This window comes from Pseudoalteromonas arctica A 37-1-2 (assembly GCF_000238395.3).
Taxonomy (GTDB): domain Bacteria; phylum Pseudomonadota; class Gammaproteobacteria; order Enterobacterales; family Alteromonadaceae; genus Pseudoalteromonas; species Pseudoalteromonas arctica.
This window is the reverse complement of the sequence record NZ_CP011025.1, coordinates 39,061-53,657: the sequence shown is the minus strand read 5'-3', so window position 1 is coordinate 53,657 and position 14,597 is coordinate 39,061. Positions and strand designations below refer to the sequence as shown.

Annotated in this window: 15 protein-coding genes and 2 rRNA genes; 6 read left to right on the top strand and 11 right to left on the bottom strand. The window is 41.6% G+C overall.

Features of this window, described 5'->3' with window-relative positions; translation table 11 throughout:
• Positions 1-1,140, top strand: coding sequence for a GNAT family N-acetyltransferase (locus PARC_RS00270; protein ID WP_010554835.1), 1,140 nt, complete (start codon positions 1-3; stop codon positions 1,138-1,140).
• Here the strand turns inward: PARC_RS00270 and PARC_RS00265 are convergent.
• Complete coding sequence (locus PARC_RS00265) at positions 1,117-1,707, bottom strand: DUF938 domain-containing protein (protein WP_010554834.1); 591 nt, start codon at positions 1,705-1,707, stop codon at positions 1,117-1,119. The genes PARC_RS00270 and PARC_RS00265 overlap by 24 nt on opposite strands.
• Positions 1,708-1,907: 200 nt before the next feature.
• Between PARC_RS00265 and PARC_RS00260 the strand changes: the two genes are divergently transcribed.
• The 5 genes from PARC_RS00260 (at position 1,908) to PARC_RS00240 (ending at position 5,007) form a co-directional block, all read left to right on the top strand.
• On the top strand, positions 1,908-2,093 hold the full coding sequence (locus PARC_RS00260) for a hypothetical protein (RefSeq protein WP_010554833.1): 186 nt from the start codon (positions 1,908-1,910) through the stop codon (positions 2,091-2,093).
• Between the two features lie 101 nt (positions 2,094-2,194).
• The gene (locus PARC_RS00255) at positions 2,195-2,560 is read left to right on the top strand and encodes a hypothetical protein (protein WP_231609258.1); all 366 of its coding nucleotides are present in this window, start codon (positions 2,195-2,197) and stop codon (positions 2,558-2,560) included.
• 11 nt (positions 2,561-2,571) lie between these two features.
• Positions 2,572-3,948: a class II fumarate hydratase gene (locus tag PARC_RS00250; protein ID WP_010554832.1), complete on the top strand. Its 1,377-nt coding sequence runs from the start codon at positions 2,572-2,574 to the stop codon at positions 3,946-3,948.
• A 110-nt stretch (positions 3,949-4,058) separates the two neighbouring features.
• Positions 4,059-4,592, top strand: a complete 534-nt coding sequence (locus PARC_RS00245; RefSeq protein WP_010554831.1) for a hypothetical protein — start codon at positions 4,059-4,061, stop codon at positions 4,590-4,592.
• A 10-nt stretch (positions 4,593-4,602) separates the two neighbouring features.
• Entirely contained in the window at positions 4,603-5,007 is a 405-nt protein-coding gene (locus tag PARC_RS00240; protein WP_010554830.1) for a hypothetical protein, read from the top strand.
• Between the two features lie 29 nt (positions 5,008-5,036).
• On the opposite strand, the gene PARC_RS00235 is transcribed toward PARC_RS00240, so the two are convergent.
• The 10 genes from PARC_RS00235 to PARC_RS00190 all read right to left on the bottom strand — a co-directional run bounded on the left by PARC_RS00235 (position 5,037) and on the right by PARC_RS00190 (position 14,563).
• The gene (locus PARC_RS00235) at positions 5,037-5,222 is read right to left on the bottom strand and encodes a hypothetical protein (protein WP_010554829.1); all 186 of its coding nucleotides are present in this window, start codon (positions 5,220-5,222) and stop codon (positions 5,037-5,039) included.
• A gap of 15 nt (positions 5,223-5,237) precedes the next feature.
• A complete protein-coding gene (locus PARC_RS00230; RefSeq protein ID WP_010554828.1) occupies positions 5,238-5,564 on the bottom strand; it encodes a hypothetical protein in 327 nt (108 codons plus the stop codon).
• A complete protein-coding gene (locus PARC_RS00225) occupies positions 5,561-6,199 on the bottom strand; it encodes a DUF4178 domain-containing protein (RefSeq protein ID WP_010554827.1) in 639 nt (212 codons plus the stop codon). The genes PARC_RS00230 and PARC_RS00225 overlap by 4 nt, the downstream gene beginning before the upstream one ends.
• A gap of 74 nt (positions 6,200-6,273) precedes the next feature.
• Complete coding sequence (locus tag PARC_RS00220) at positions 6,274-6,966, bottom strand: PspA/IM30 family protein (protein WP_004335088.1); 693 nt, start codon at positions 6,964-6,966, stop codon at positions 6,274-6,276.
• 24 nt (positions 6,967-6,990) lie between these two features.
• On the bottom strand, positions 6,991-7,404 hold the full coding sequence (locus tag PARC_RS00215; protein ID WP_004335098.1) for a YjfI family protein: 414 nt from the start codon (positions 7,402-7,404) through the stop codon (positions 6,991-6,993).
• Between the two features lie 79 nt (positions 7,405-7,483).
• Positions 7,484-9,205 (bottom strand): polyamine aminopropyltransferase, encoded by a 1,722-nt coding sequence (locus PARC_RS00210; protein WP_010554826.1) that lies wholly within the window; start codon positions 9,203-9,205, stop codon positions 7,484-7,486.
• Between the two features lie 3 nt (positions 9,206-9,208).
• Positions 9,209-10,108, bottom strand: a complete 900-nt coding sequence (locus tag PARC_RS00205) for a DUF350 domain-containing protein (RefSeq protein ID WP_024589503.1) — start codon at positions 10,106-10,108, stop codon at positions 9,209-9,211.
• 26 nt (positions 10,109-10,134) lie between these two features.
• Positions 10,135-11,067 (bottom strand): hypothetical protein, encoded by a 933-nt coding sequence (locus tag PARC_RS00200; RefSeq protein WP_010554825.1) that lies wholly within the window; start codon positions 11,065-11,067, stop codon positions 10,135-10,137.
• A gap of 341 nt (positions 11,068-11,408) precedes the next feature.
• Positions 11,409-11,523 (bottom strand): 5S ribosomal RNA (rrf, locus tag PARC_RS00195).
• Between the two features lie 149 nt (positions 11,524-11,672).
• Positions 11,673-14,563: ribosomal RNA gene (locus tag PARC_RS00190) — 23S ribosomal RNA — on the bottom strand.
• Positions 14,564-14,597 lie beyond the last annotated feature (34 nt).

Genomic DNA, 14,597 nt, shown 5'->3' with positions numbered 1-14,597 from the left:
ATGGGAACGTTTTCGCACCAATGGTTTAGCAGTATTAATGAGATTGATCAGGCGCAGTGGCAACGTTTATTTGGTGATGAACCATTTACTCAACATGCTTTTTTATATGCCCTTGAACAAAGCCAATGCGTAACACAAAAAAGTGGTTGGCAGCCCCATCACCTCGCTATTTTTGAAAGTGATACGCTCGTTGCACTTGCACCTGGGTATTTAAAAAGTCATTCATACGGCGAGTATGTATTTGACTGGGCCTGGGCTGAGGCATACGAAAAACACGATTTAGAATATTATCCCAAGTGGCTATCTGGCATTCCTTTTAGCCCTATTGAAGGCAAGCGCATTGCTATCGAGCACGCTAATCCAAATGCGGTATATCAATACATTACAGAGCAACTTAGCTTACACAGTGCTCAGCAAGGATGGTCGGGATGGCATGTTAATTTTTGCGACCAAGCCCAAGCCACCTCATTAACTGAGCAACACGCCATGTTAAGAGTGGGTGTGCAATTTCAGTGGTTTAATAAAGGTTATGAATCCTTTGACGACTTTTTGCAGATGCTTAGCTCACGAAAACGTAAGTCACTTAAAAAAGAGCGAGCTAAAATAGCGCAACAGAACATTGATATTGAATGGCTGCAAGGAACGCAAATTACGCCCGAGATAATGCAATTGTTTTGTGAGTTTTATCAGCGTACCTACTTAAAGCGCTCTGGTCATTTGGGCTATTTAAATATGGAGTTTTTTACGCTTTTACATGCCTTAATGGCTAATACTCTCGTTATTATGCTGGCCAAAAGAGACGATAACGTGATTGCTGCAACACTTAGTTTAGTAGGTAAAAATACGCTTTATGGGCGCTACTGGGGAGCAAGTGAGGAAGTAGATTCGCTGCACTTTGAATTGTGTTATTACCAAGGTATTGAGTTTGCAATAAAGCATAAACTCAACTGTTTTCATTCGGGTGCACAAGGTGAGCACAAAATAGCACGCGGATTTGAACCCGTACTTACCTACTCTGCTCACCATATTGTTGATGGCGACTTTAGTAATGCAATAAGCGACTACTTAAAGCGTGAACGCGGCCATATTGATATATATAAAGAGCAATGTAGCTCATTACTGCCGTTTAAAAACGAGTAACTGATTATTTGCAGGCATGGCTGTATCGCTAATAAGCGTAAGCCCTGCTTGCTTAGCTAGTTGTTCAACTGCTTCAAAATCTCTTATTCCACTTAACGGATCGCGCTCTGTTAAAAAGGCACTAAAGTCATCATTACTTGGGCTGGTAAATTCACCTTGGTATTTGAATGGCCCATAAATACACAACATACCGTCGCTATTTAAGTGGCGTTTAACACCGTCAAAAAAACGCTCAACTAATTGCCAACTTACAATATGAAATGTGTTTGCAGTATAAATAGCGTCAACTTTATCTATTGGCCACTCATTATTTAAATCAAGCTCAAGTGGTGCATGTAAATTAGTTGAATTAGCTTCGCGGTGCCATAAATTAATCCCTTCGTGGTTTATAGCGCGATCACTTGTATGCCATTGTAAATGTGGTAATTGCTCTGCAAAAAAAACACTATGCTGGCCGGTTCCTGAGCCAACTTCGAGTACTGTTTTAGTATTTTTTAATACGTCCTTTAATTGCTCTAAAATAGGGGTTTTATTGTTTTCACAGGCTTGTGAAAATGGCTTTGTCATTACTGTGCACCAAAATTGTAGATTAATGCACAACAGTAAAGCAAATTTAGCTTATTTTGTCGTGATGAAAAAAAGATAATTTTTAAACACTATAACTATCATATGGTTGAGTTAATTTATTACGATTGGTACGTAATATGCTTTTATATAACTAACCCACTAAAGGGTTTAACTTATATTAAATTTCAAAGGATAAAATTATGCATATACCCCCTTATACCGCTGTAGACGCAGCTATTGCTATAACCGAAAAAACCACCGACGATCATAGTTACGCCGTTGATATGAGAGCTACAGTAATCGATTTACTTTCGCACCCTAAACATAATCAACAGGCGATGACCAAACATGAAACAGATCAGATATTTATTCTTGGCTACAATTAAAACTCAAATTAGTATCGCAAATAATTTTTATAATAACTGTTTACACTGAAACCGATTAAATGTAATGATAACTATTATCGTTAACTTGAGTCGGTTTTTTTATGTCTTCAAATTATGCCCAGCATCGTTACCATCAAGAACTCTCTTGCCATTGCTTAAGACCTGGCCTGCATGCACCCATGCTCGTTGCCGATTACATAGAAACCGCCCTTAACGTCGCCAAAAAATTTGAGCAACAACGTAATCCCTTGCTTCAAGAGTTTTATCTTAGACGCACACACCATGAAATTATGAACAAAATGTGCGACCCTCTTATACATAATGCTATTCGTAAACAATGTTTAGAGCAGCTATACAAACCTTTATTAGCACTAAAACGGTTTTATAAAGTGCATAACAATACTGCACAATTTTTAATACTTGAGCGTGAAGCTCGTATTCTTAGTCACGAATTCAACCCTTTTTAAGGAGCACACTTATGAGCAACTTTAGAACAGAATCAGACAGCATGGGCGAGCTAAAAGTACCTACTGATGCGCTCTATCAAGCGCAAACACAGCGAGCGGTTAATAACTTTGCCATTAGTGGCTTACCAATGCCAAAGCAATTTATAACTGCACTGGCTTATATAAAACAAGCCGCTGCACAAAGTAACTGTGAGCTAGGCCATTTAAGCAAAGCTAAAGCCGATGCAATTGAGCAAGCTTGCCAAAGTATTATTGATGGTGAACATGTTGAGCATTTTCCCGTTGATATTTTTCAAACAGGTTCTGGCACAAGCTCAAATATGAATGCCAATGAAGTTATTGCAACGCTTGCTAGCCGGATAGGCAATGAAAGCATTCACCCTAATGATGATGTAAACATGGGGCAAAGCTCTAACGATGTAGTCCCTACTGCTATCGCACTCAGTAGCGCAATAAATGTAGTGTACGAATTACTTCCTTCGCTTGAAAATTTATCGCAAAGTCTGGAAAAGAAAAAAGCTGAAGTAGGCCATATAGTTAAAACGGGCCGTACGCATTTAATGGATGCAATGCCTGTAACGTTTGATCAAACACTCAGTGCATGGCAGTCACAAGTTAATCATGCCGCAGCAGGAATTAGACATAGCTTAGAGCGTGTATGCGAGCTTGCACAAGGCGGTACAGCTGTTGGAACAGGAATAAATGCAGACCCTAAGTTTGCAGCCAAATTTGCAGAAAATCTGAGTGCCAATGTAGGCATTAGATTTACGCCTAGTAGTAACTTTTTTTATAATATAGGTTCACAAGACGCCATCGTCGCGCTTTCGGGGCAATTAAAAGTACTCGCTGTAGCACAAATGAAAATAGCGAATGACCTACGCTGGATGAATTCAGGACCACTTGCGGGCTTAGGTGAAATAGAGCTTGAAGCACTTCAACCGGGCTCATCTATTATGCCAGGTAAGGTAAACCCAGTAATACCAGAAGCCGCAGCCATGGTAAGCGCACAAGTTATTGGCAACGACGCCACGATTACCGTAGCAGGCCAAGCGGGTAATTTTGAGCTAAACGTTATGCTGCCAGTCATTGCGTATAATATTTTACAAAGCATAGAATTACTTGCCAATAGCGCGCAGGCATTGGGCGATAAAGCCATTGCCAGCTTTAAGGTAAATCAGCCTAATATAGATAAAGCGCTCGCTAAAAATCCAATTTTAGTGACGGCACTTAATCCGGTGATCGGTTATGAAAAAGCAGCAAAAATAGCAAAGCAGGCTTATAAAGAAGCCCGCCCTATTATTGATGTAGCCGAACAAGAAACTGATTTACCACGCAGTGAACTCGAAAAACTACTTAACCCCACCAAACTAACGCAGGGTGGACTTTAACAAAACGGTATTTTTCACGGCTTTAATTACTTGATAATATAGTTTTTATTGCCGTAAAAAATGCACCGTGTATGATAGTGATGAATATTTCATCACTATCAAGGTTTGTTATGCGTACCCCATTGTTAGCCATACTTTTACCACTGTGTTTAACTGCATGCTTAGATAAAGCACCCACTGAAACGCAGCAAGTAACAATCGCCTCAGAGGCTGAAGCATCTAAGCAAGAACTACAAAAGCTAAAAGAGAATAATCAATTACAAGAAAATACTAAAAAGAACGTAGTTGCTGAAAAAATACCAAAAGCTGATTTAAAAAATGTTTCAATAGACGATATAAAAGCAGCCAAAACTGAATTAAATACACTAACTGCAGATAAACAGTGTGATACAAGCACTCAATGTAGAGTAAATGCAGTAGGTAGTCGCGCATGTGGCGGGCCAAGCAGCTTTGTTGTGTACTCAACAAACGCAGCATCTGAGGAACAAGTAACAGCCCTTAGCGACAAAATTACTAAGCTTGAAAGTAGTTATAATTCACAAAAAGGGATAATGAGTATTTGTCAGCATTTAACAACGCCAAGCACGCAGTGTGTTGAAAATAAATGTGTTAAACTTGAAGGCTCAGCGGTAAGTGCATTTTAAGGATAACGTTATGAGTTGTTTACCATCAACAGTTAAGCTATCAATTATAAGCATTGCTAGCAGCATTTTATTACTAAGTGGCTGTGCTAGCACTGTAACGTCAGGTAATGAACAAAGTAAAAACTTGTCTGACTTAAACTATGATCTGAATAACATGGTGAGTAATAACAGCTGCACTGCAAGCTTTCAGTGCAAAGTACTTGAAGTGGGCGCCCGCGCATGCGGCGGACCGAGTAAATATGCTGTTTATTCAACGCTAAACACATCTCAAGAAGAAGCAGAACAGCTTGCTCAACAAATAACAAAACAAGAAAACATACAAAATAAAGCACAAGGCTTAACTGATTGTTCTCCTGTACTTGAAGTGCAATCGCTGTGTATTAACCACCAATGCCAGTCGTTTGATATAAAATAAAAACGGCCGCGTATAAGCTAATTTCAGCGTTAACTTAAATACGGAATTAACGCTGAAATTACTACCACCAGTACCACGCAAACACCCGCTTTAATAATGTATTTCATGGGCATTGTTTTAAGCACCCAATACGCATAAATAAAGCGTACAAAATAACTCGCCGCAGTACCAAACAACGCAAAAATAATTAAGTAAGCAATTAAAATAATATTCATAAAAACCTAATTAAATTATTTCACTTTTTTATTTTTAGTGTGAGCTATTAATAAATCAGCTACTTGTTGCTTTACGGCTCGCTTATCATCGCTTTGTACATCAAAGCGACTGGCTAGTTGCGCTATTTCATCATCATTTAAGTTAAACGATAAACGTTGACGCGTTTTTTTAGACTTTACGTCTAAGCCAAGTATTTTTCGGATCATATCTGACGGCGTTAGCTCTTGATCAATTGCCTGCTTTTTTATCAGCTTTTGAACTTCGCTGCTTAGATCGAATGCCATTTGTGTGGCACGTACAGCTTGTTCCTGACGTAACCACTTATCTTTAGCATCACTCACTTAGCATCTCCGGGAAACAAGTCTACAATGTCTGACATTGGACGCATGAGCGTTAGCGATACTTCGGTTTCGCCGCCATCCCAAATTTCGATATTTAAACCAAAGCCTTCATTATCTGACGCTAAGCAAATCATTTCACATGGCTCGCCACCTTCTTGCTCATAACGAGGTAATGCTTGGTTGCGGTAGTCTTTATTATGGAAATAACACACATAAGGCGACTCGCTTTGTTGATAGCTTTTAGCTAAAAACTGCATAAAGCGCTCTGGTGTATTTTGCACTGTAATGTGGGTTAACGACTCTTCATCAAAAATACGCGCAAACTCATCAAGGCTAAATATTTCTTCAACTTCGTTTCGCTGAATTTTAATAGAAAAGTTAGCCCACTCTTCGCCGTCATCTTGCTCAATTTGTAAAAATACAACTTGGCCGCTATTTGTCTCAAGTACAAATTCAGTATCACTACTGTGCTGATATTGGTAAGTCTGAATATCAGTAACACGTAACGTTTCACCCTTTAACCATGCAGGATAGGCAAATGAGTCAATAACGCTAAACATGTCGCCTTTTTTAAGATCGCTCGGATGATTAAGTTGACGTTCTGGCTCTTTTTTAGATTTGAAAAAATTAAACATAGGAAGGCTGCCTTCTAAGCAAAAAAGGTAACTGAGAAAAACTCGGTTACCTTTTTAAAGTATAAACGTAATGGTTAGCTATTTTGTTTCGCTTTGATGCGAGCTAAAATATCAGCGCTTTTTGGACTTGTGTCGCCAATGCCTGCTTCAGCCATTTTTGCTTTTAAGTCATCGCCATTTACGTCTGACTCAAGTTGCTTTGCAGCACCAAGCTGGTCACTTCGATCTTGTTGGCGCTGTTTAATGCGTTCAAGCGATTGACGAGCCGATGTCATAGACGAGCTGTTTGTATTAAGCGTGCTATTAACAGCCATTGTTGCTTGCTGTACGCTTTCAGTGGTTTTAACCATTGTAAGCTGACGCTGATTTTCTTTAATCGATTTTTCAGCATCTTTAACTTGCTGCTTAAGCGCAACAATGTGATTGCTAAAGCCAGACAATACTTGCTCGTTTTCCGCTTTTTCAGCTTCAAAGTCACCAATTTTTTCTGCAATTTCTAATGCTAACGCTTCGTTGCCCTTTTCAAGAGCTTGGCCTGCATACGCTTCATGTTCAGCGATTGATGCATCTACAGCGCTAATTTTACGCTTAGTTTGCATTTCTTTGGCCATTACTTCAGTAAGGCTTTTTTTAGCACGGTGAAGTGCATTTTGCGCGTCTGCAATTTCTTGCTCAAAAATACGGATGCCATTTTTGTCTACAATTGCTTCGCCTGCTTCACGAGCGCCGCCACGTACTGCTGTAAATAATTTTTTTAAAATACTCATAATCTTAACTCCACTAACTAGCTATTAATCGTTTAAATACAAGGTCACGGCTTCTAGTGCATCGATAGCGTTATCGGCTAATGTCACTAGTTCGTGGGTAACGTCATCCAATGATGAATTTACCGACAGTGCACCAAAAATCGCGTATTTGTTATCGATTTTAGCAAATGCACTCAGTGGAATTGGCACGTTTAAACGTAGTAATGTTTCGTTTAACTCGTTGCGTAATTCACTCTTAACTTCATCCTCGTCAAACAAGTAGCTAATACATAACAACTGCTCTTGCGTTTGTGTAACAAAAATTGGAAGTTCATCATTTCCATCAACAATGACTTGTAAAACATCTTGCTCGCCTGGGTTGGCAATCAAGAAAGACTCAAAGTTAGCGCCTTCAGTTTCAAAAGAAGCTAATTTTATTGAAAGTTCATTTAATTCCATGTCTCTGCCTTTTGTCGTTTGACATATTATGTCTGAGTTAAGATTCTCATGGCCGACATATTATGTCAACCATGTTTTATTAGTTTTTATACAATTCGCTTTCTATTTGCCATGCAGTTCGGTAGTAATCATACAACTGACCAGACCCTAACCTATTGACCTCAATACTTTTAACTTGTTCAAAGTAGTGGTTAGGAAATACAAAACTTGCCAATAAATATTCTTTACTAATCCACCTTGATGGCACAGGCATAGCCGTCGTATCATTAATACGACCACTGGCCGACTGCCCCATTTTAGTCGCTATAGTCCAGCCCCACTGCCCAAAAGAAGGTATGTTTTGCTGATACTGCTCAACATACTCAAATCCAGCCGCTTTAACTGTTTTTGCAATGCTTAAAAACGCTTTTTTAGCGTGATAAGGTGAGGTTGATTGAACCGCCATTGCGCCATCCGGTGCTAATAACTGCCGTACATGATTATAAAAGTAGTCACTGTACATTTTATTTAGATCAGGATGATTAGGGTCAGGTAAATCAATTAAAATGGTGTCGAACTGCTTAGATTGGTCAAGTAGCTTTTCAACTTCTAAAAATGCATCACCCACAATTATGTTGGCTCGCGAGTCATGCATCGATTTATTGTTTAGTTGTAGTAATCGCTTATTGATGTGCTCTGGCGGCGTAAAGTCACCGTCTTTATGACCAAATAAATTGAGTAGTTGCGCGTCTAAATCTATTAGCGTTACTTCACTTACAGGCCACTTTAAAACATCTCTAAGTGCAAGCCCGTCACCACCACCAATTATTAATACACGGTCGTGTCTGTTAGAGGCAAGCATTGCAGGGTAAACCAGCATTGAGTGATATATTTGCTCATCAATACTTGAGAACTGTAAACGCCCATTTAAATATAAATCGGTAATTGGCTGAGGTTGGTTTTTGCTTAATCTTTCGGTTAAAACTACGTGTTGGTATTTAGTTGCTTGCGAATAAATTACTTTATCTTTGTATAAAACATTACTTAGATTGTTCATCCAGCTACTGCCAAATACTAAAATAAAGCCAAATAATGCCAGTAATACTATATGGCAAACTAAAAGTGCCTTAGCAAAGCGCACATGGGTATGGTAGCGCCATAAAAACGCGAGTCCTGCGATGATATTAAATAACGCCGTCCACGCTGCAGCTTGCATTATAGGCATTGAGAGCATGATACTTACCCAAATGGCTGCACCAATACCAGCACCAATATAATCGGCACCATAAATAGTCCCTGCGTTGTTTTCTAAAAAACGGCCATAAACGTGCTGACGAATGCGCGCTATAAGCGGTATTTCCATACCAATAAATAAGCCCAGTATTAAACCAAAAACATAAGGTAGAAAACGTGACCACTCTTGTAGCTTTTGAAATACGTAACCATTAAGTACAACATCAGGGGGTAAATTAAAAATGCTCGAAAATAAATGAGGAAGAGAATAACTAACTGCTATTACACCCGCTATCGCTAAAATGCAGCCCATGCCAACCAAAGCAATAATGCTTTCTAACCAAGCAAAAGCGGTAAATGCATCTTTAAACCAACGCGCTAAAAAAGCGCCTAAGCCCATTGCTACAATCATAGTACCAATCATGGCGTAAATAGCGCTCTCTACTGAGCCAAGTACACGGCCCGCATAATGAGACAGTAAGTATTCATAAATAAGGCCGCACCCAGCAAGCACGGCCATAACAGTAATAAGTAGTATATCGTGCCCAAGTAAGCGAGACTTACTTGGGGGAGTGTTGGTTGATGACACTGATTATGCGCCTAGTAATGTTGCCATAGTGATACCTACAGCAAATGATACTGCTGCAGAAATAGTAGCTACACCTACATTTTTTTGACGATTAACTTCATCGGAAATATCGCAACCAGATAAAATTATTTTAATTGTCACTAAGTGCAAAATAATAAATGCAACAAGGCTCACTACTGCGCTAATAGCCCAGTATAGTAAACTCGCATTAATATTATCAGCCGCGTAAGGTGCAACACCCGTTGCTGCTGTAATAGCTAATGCACTACCGACTAAAAATCCAGCGTAACGAATACCCACAGCTAAGTTACCATCAACAATTGCTTGTTGTAGGCAGTCGCCACTTTTATTTGTACGCTTAAATAACTGCACTCGGTACTGGCTAACAAGTAGTAATACAACACTACCTATAATAAAGGCGGCAATTACAATTGGAAGACCATGCCAGCCGTCAGTAGCCACCCATAAAAGAGCTGAGCGAATAACGATAGCAACACTGACAACATGGCCAAAATCAATTATTGAAGCTGTAACGTTACCTTTAACGATTTCGTCGTGCAGGCTTACTTTACGAAGAGCTACTTTATCTTGAAAAAAGTGGCCCAACTTAATAAGTACAATTGCTAATGCGCCATAAGCTAACATTTGCAGTGCTTCTTGTTGCAGTGTTGCAGCAAAAGCTCCGCTACTTACACCCGTTAATACAATCGCCAGTGCCACTAAGCCAGCGGCAAAGCTAATACCAAAAGCAAAGTTATCACGCTCTGTTATTTCATCATTTGCATGTAAGTTTGAAACCCAGCCTTTTATATATTTAAGGCTTACAAATAATAAAACAATAATTGCAAAATCAATCGCCAGCGCTTGCAGTGACCACATAGTTATTCCATTAAATTCATACATATTATTCTAACTCCAACTTTATTCTTTTACTTACCACGGCTAACGCCACGAGAGGTTCTGCTACCGCTATCACGCACCGATCCTGAGCTATTGCTATAACTGCTCGAACGAGAATAACTACTGCGGCTTTTTGCTGGCGTATAACTACTACGGCTTAAACCTGATGCACCTGTTTTTTTACTCGCATAAGGGCTTGTAAACTGCTTACCTTGGCGTTGGTATGTTTGGCGCGTGCGTGTTTCTAGCGCGCTTTGGGTTTTAATTTGTTTAGGGCTTGAATAACGCGAGCGGCCATAGTCATTGTAATAGCTATACTTTCGGCGCTTACTCCAGCTTCCATATTCAACACGATCAAATACATCACCTAAAATACGGTACATTCCGTACCATTGCCAAAAGCTAATACCGTTACTATTTGATTGCCAGTTACCATAGTTAGGGTTACCTACCATTTGGTTACCAACACCCTCACCTTCAGCTTGCTTACTAATTGCGCCTACACGCCCTAAAGTGCCTTTGGACATATCTGCTAGCATATTGATAGGATCGGTTAACGCATCAGAAAATAGCGTAGGTTTTGCCGCTTCACGCAATAAATCAATGCTATGTAGCGTATCTTCATAAGGAGGAATTAAGTAAGTACCTTTAATGTCTTTAAGTCGCTGTGCTAAGCCACTATAAAGTGCGCCTTGGCGCGTTGCATCAAGGGTAATTACATCAACAACTTTTGTAAGCTCTGGTTGTTGTTTTTTAAGAAGCTCGCCATATCCTTTAAGTAATACAGCATTGCGCACACTCCCATTATCGAGTGCAGTACCAAGCTGAGACAGCTCCGTATCTACCTTTTTAATAGATTCTTGAATTGTTTGTTGCAGCTGCTCTTCTTTAGATTGACAACCCATAAGCACTGCGAACAAACAAAACAGGCTCATAAGTTTCCAAGCTTTAATATTCGACATTCATGTCACCTGATTTACTAAATTAACTCAGGTAGTTTTACACAGGTCACTTATTAAACCAAGAATGAAATTGCAACAAAATGAGAAGAAACGTGGGACTCTGTAATCAGGGTCTGATTTATTGAGAATTTAGTGAAAATATTAAGCTATATCGTAAGGTTAGAATTGAAGTTTAAGCGTTATAAGGGGGTACTTACAGTGATTTTAGCGTCAGGAATCGCTGCGCTCGCCCGCCCTACGTGATGGGTGTTGATGTGAGTGTGTGTTAATTGCGCGTATTTCACTTTTCTGCAGACGTAAAAAAGCCCGAATCGTTAGATTCGGGCTTTCTACAATTTGAAGCCTGGTAATGTCCTACTTTCACATAGCAAATGCTACACTATCATCGGCGCTGTTTCGTTTCACTACTGAGTTCGGCATGGAATCAGGTGGGTCCAAAACGCTATTGTCACCAAGCAAATTTGGGCGTTAATCCGTATCGCTACGCACTAACTGAATTTGGAAAATATCTGATAATATTTTTTAAGTCTTTCAGTAAATATCTACTTTAGTTATATTAACTTCTTCGCTTGTTTCACTATCACATAAAACGCGTTTGGCGTTGTATGGTTAAGCCTCACGGGTAATTAGTACAAGTTAGCTTAATGGCTCACACCACTTCCACATCTTGCCTATCAACGTTGTAGTCTTCAACGGCCCTTCAGAGACTTTAAAAGTCTAGTGAGAACTCATCTCGAGGCCTGCTTCGCGCTTAGATGCTTTCAGCGCTTATCAGTTCCGAACGTAGCTACCGGGCAATGCCATTGGCATGACAACCCGAACACCAGCGGTTCGTTCACTCCGGTCCTCTCGTACTAGGAGCAACCCCTCTCAATTCTCAAACGCCCACGGCAGATAGGGACCGAACTGTCTCACGACGTTCTAAACCCAGCTCGCGTACCACTTTAAATGGCGAACAGCCATACCCTTGGGACCGACTTCAGCCCCAGGATGTGATGAGCCGACATCGAGGTGCCAAACACCGCCGTCGATATGAACTCTTGGGCGGTATCAGCCTGTTATCCCCGGAGTACCTTTTATCCGTTGAGCGATGGCCCTTCCATTCAGAACCACCGGATCACTATGACCTACTTTCGTACCTGCTCGACGTGTCTGTCTCGCAGTTAAGCTGGCTTCTACCATTACACTAACCGTACGATGTCCGACCGTACTTAGCCAACCTTCGTGCTCCTCCGTTACTCTTTAGGAGGAGACCGCCCCAGTCAAACTACCCACCAGGCACTGTCCGTAACCCCGATTCAGGGGCCAACGTTAGAACATCAAAACTACAAGGGTGGTATTTCAAGGTTGACTCCACAACAACTAGCGTCGCTGCTTCAAAGTCTCCCACCTATCCTACACATGTAGGTTCAATGTTCAGTGCCAAGCTGTAGTAAAGGTTCACGGGGTCTTTCCGTCTAGCCGCGGGTACACAGCATCTTCACTGCGATTTCAATTTCACTGAGTCTCGGGTGGAGACAGCGTGGCCATGGTTACACCATTCGTGCAGGTCGGAACTTACCCGACAAGGAATTTCGCTACCTTAGGACCGTTATAGTTACGGCCGCCGTTTACCGGGGCTTCGATCAAGAGCTTCTCCCTAAGGATAACCCCATCAATTAACCTTCCGGCACCGGGCAGGTGTCACACCGTATACGTCATCTTGCGATTTTGCACAGTGCTGTGTTTTTAATAAACAGTCCCAGCCACCTGGTCACTGCGGCTCCCGTCCGCTTAGAGAGCAAGTCTCATCACAGATAGGAGCGTACCTTCTCCCGAAGTTACGGTACGATTTTGCCTAGTTCCTTCACCCGAGTTCTCTCAAGCGCCTTAGTATTCTCTACCTGACCACCTGTGTCGGTTTGGGGTACGATTCCATATAATCTGAAGCTTAGAGGCTTTTCCTGGAAGTATGGCATCAGCAACTTCATCACCGTAGTGACTCGTCTCGTGTCTCAGGTTTAATGTTTGTCCGGATTTACCTAAACAAACGCCCTACTCACTTTCACATAGACTACCAACGCTATGCTTGCTTAGCCTGCTCCGTCCCCCCATCGCAATTATATCGAGTACAGAAATATTAATCTGTTTCCCATCGACTACGCCTTTCGGCCTCGCCTTAGGGGTCGACTTACCCTACCCTGATTAACATGGGATAGGAACCCTTGGTCTTCCGGCGTGGGAGTTTTTCACTCCCATTATCGTTACTCATGTCAGCATTCGCACTTCTGATACCTCCAGCATACCTCCCGGTACACCTTCAACGGCTTACAGAACGCTCCCCTACCACTCAGAATAAATTCTGAATCCGCAGCTTCGGTGCATAGTTTAGCCCCGTTACATCTTCCGCGCAGACCGACTCGACCAGTGAGCTATTACGCTTTCTTTAAAGGATGGCTGCTTCTAAGCCAACCTCCTGGCTGTCTGGGCCTTTCCACATCGTTTCCCACTTAACTATGACTTTGGGACCTTAGCTGGCGGTCTGGGTTGTTTCCCTCTTCACGACGGACGTTAGCACCCGCCGTGTGTCTCCCGGATATTACTTTACGGTATTCGGAGTTTGCAAAGGGTTGGTAAGTCGGGATGACCCCCTAGCCTTAACAGTGCTCTACCCCCGTAAGTATTCGTCCGAGGCTCTACCTAAATAGATTTCGGGGAGAACCAGCTATCTCCCGGTTTGATTAGCCTTTCACTCCTAGCCACAGGTCATCCCCTAACTTTTCAACGTTAGTGGGTTCGGTCCTCCAGTTGATGTTACTCAACCTTCAACCTGCCCATGGCTAGATCACCGGGTTTCGGGTCTATACCTTGCAACTATTCGCCCAGTTAAGACTCGGTTTCCCTACGGCTACCCTATTCGGTTAACCTCGCTACAAAATATAAGTCGCTGACCCATTATACAAAAGGTACGCAGTCACCCAACAAGTGGGCTCCTACTGCTTGTACGTACACGGTTTCAGGTTCTATTTCACTCCCCTCACAGGGGTTCTTTTCGCCTTTCCCTCACGGTACTGGTTCACTATCGGTCAGTTGGGAGTATTTAGCCTTAGATGATGGTCCACCTATATTCAGTCAAAGTTTCACGTGCTCCGACCTACTCGATTTCACTTAAAATGTCTTTTCATGTACGGGACTATCACCCTGTATCGTGGCGCTTTCCAGCAGCCTTCCATTAACACATAATAAGCTTAAGGGCTGTTCCGATTTCGCTCGCCGCTACTTTCGGAATCTCGGTTGATTTCTTTTCCTACGGGTACTTAGATGTTTCAGTTCTCCGCGTTCGCTTCGTTAACCTATGTATTCAGTTAACGATACCTGCAAGCAGGTGGGTTTCCCCATTCGGAAATCTTAGTCTCAAGCGCTTTTTACTAGCTTGACTAAGCTTATCGCAAGTTAATACGTCCTTCATCGCCTCCAACTGCCAAGGCATCCACCGTGTACGCTTAGTCACTTAACCATACAACCCAAACGGGTCTTTGTTTTGTGACAGT

Excerpts from the sequence above, each read along its gene's own strand:
- PARC_RS00250 (WP_010554832.1), top strand. The coding sequence starts at position 2,572 with ATGAGCAACTTTAGAACAGAATCAGACAGCATGGGCGAGCTAAAAGTA.
- PARC_RS00245 (WP_010554831.1), top strand. The coding sequence starts at position 4,059 with ATGCGTACCCCATTGTTAGCCATACTTTTACCACTGTGTTTAACTGCA.
- PARC_RS00215 (WP_004335098.1), bottom strand. The coding sequence starts at position 7,404 with ATGGAATTAAATGAACTTTCAATAAAATTAGCTTCTTTTGAAACTGAA.
- PARC_RS00255 (WP_231609258.1), top strand. The coding sequence starts at position 2,195 with ATGTCTTCAAATTATGCCCAGCATCGTTACCATCAAGAACTCTCTTGC.
- PARC_RS00265 (WP_010554834.1), bottom strand. The coding sequence starts at position 1,707 with ATGACAAAGCCATTTTCACAAGCCTGTGAAAACAATAAAACCCCTATT.
- PARC_RS00220 (WP_004335088.1), bottom strand. The coding sequence starts at position 6,966 with ATGAGTATTTTAAAAAAATTATTTACAGCAGTACGTGGCGGCGCTCGT.
- PARC_RS00205 (WP_024589503.1), bottom strand. The coding sequence starts at position 10,108 with ATGTATGAATTTAATGGAATAACTATGTGGTCACTGCAAGCGCTGGCG.
- PARC_RS00225 (WP_010554827.1), bottom strand. The coding sequence starts at position 6,199 with ATGTTTAATTTTTTCAAATCTAAAAAAGAGCCAGAACGTCAACTTAAT.
- PARC_RS00200 (WP_010554825.1), bottom strand. The coding sequence starts at position 11,067 with ATGTCGAATATTAAAGCTTGGAAACTTATGAGCCTGTTTTGTTTGTTC.
- PARC_RS00235 (WP_010554829.1), bottom strand. The coding sequence starts at position 5,222 with ATGAATATTATTTTAATTGCTTACTTAATTATTTTTGCGTTGTTTGGT.
- PARC_RS00240 (WP_010554830.1), top strand. The coding sequence starts at position 4,603 with ATGAGTTGTTTACCATCAACAGTTAAGCTATCAATTATAAGCATTGCT.
- PARC_RS00270 (WP_010554835.1), top strand. The coding sequence starts at position 1 with ATGGGAACGTTTTCGCACCAATGGTTTAGCAGTATTAATGAGATTGAT.
- PARC_RS00260 (WP_010554833.1), top strand. The coding sequence starts at position 1,908 with ATGCATATACCCCCTTATACCGCTGTAGACGCAGCTATTGCTATAACC.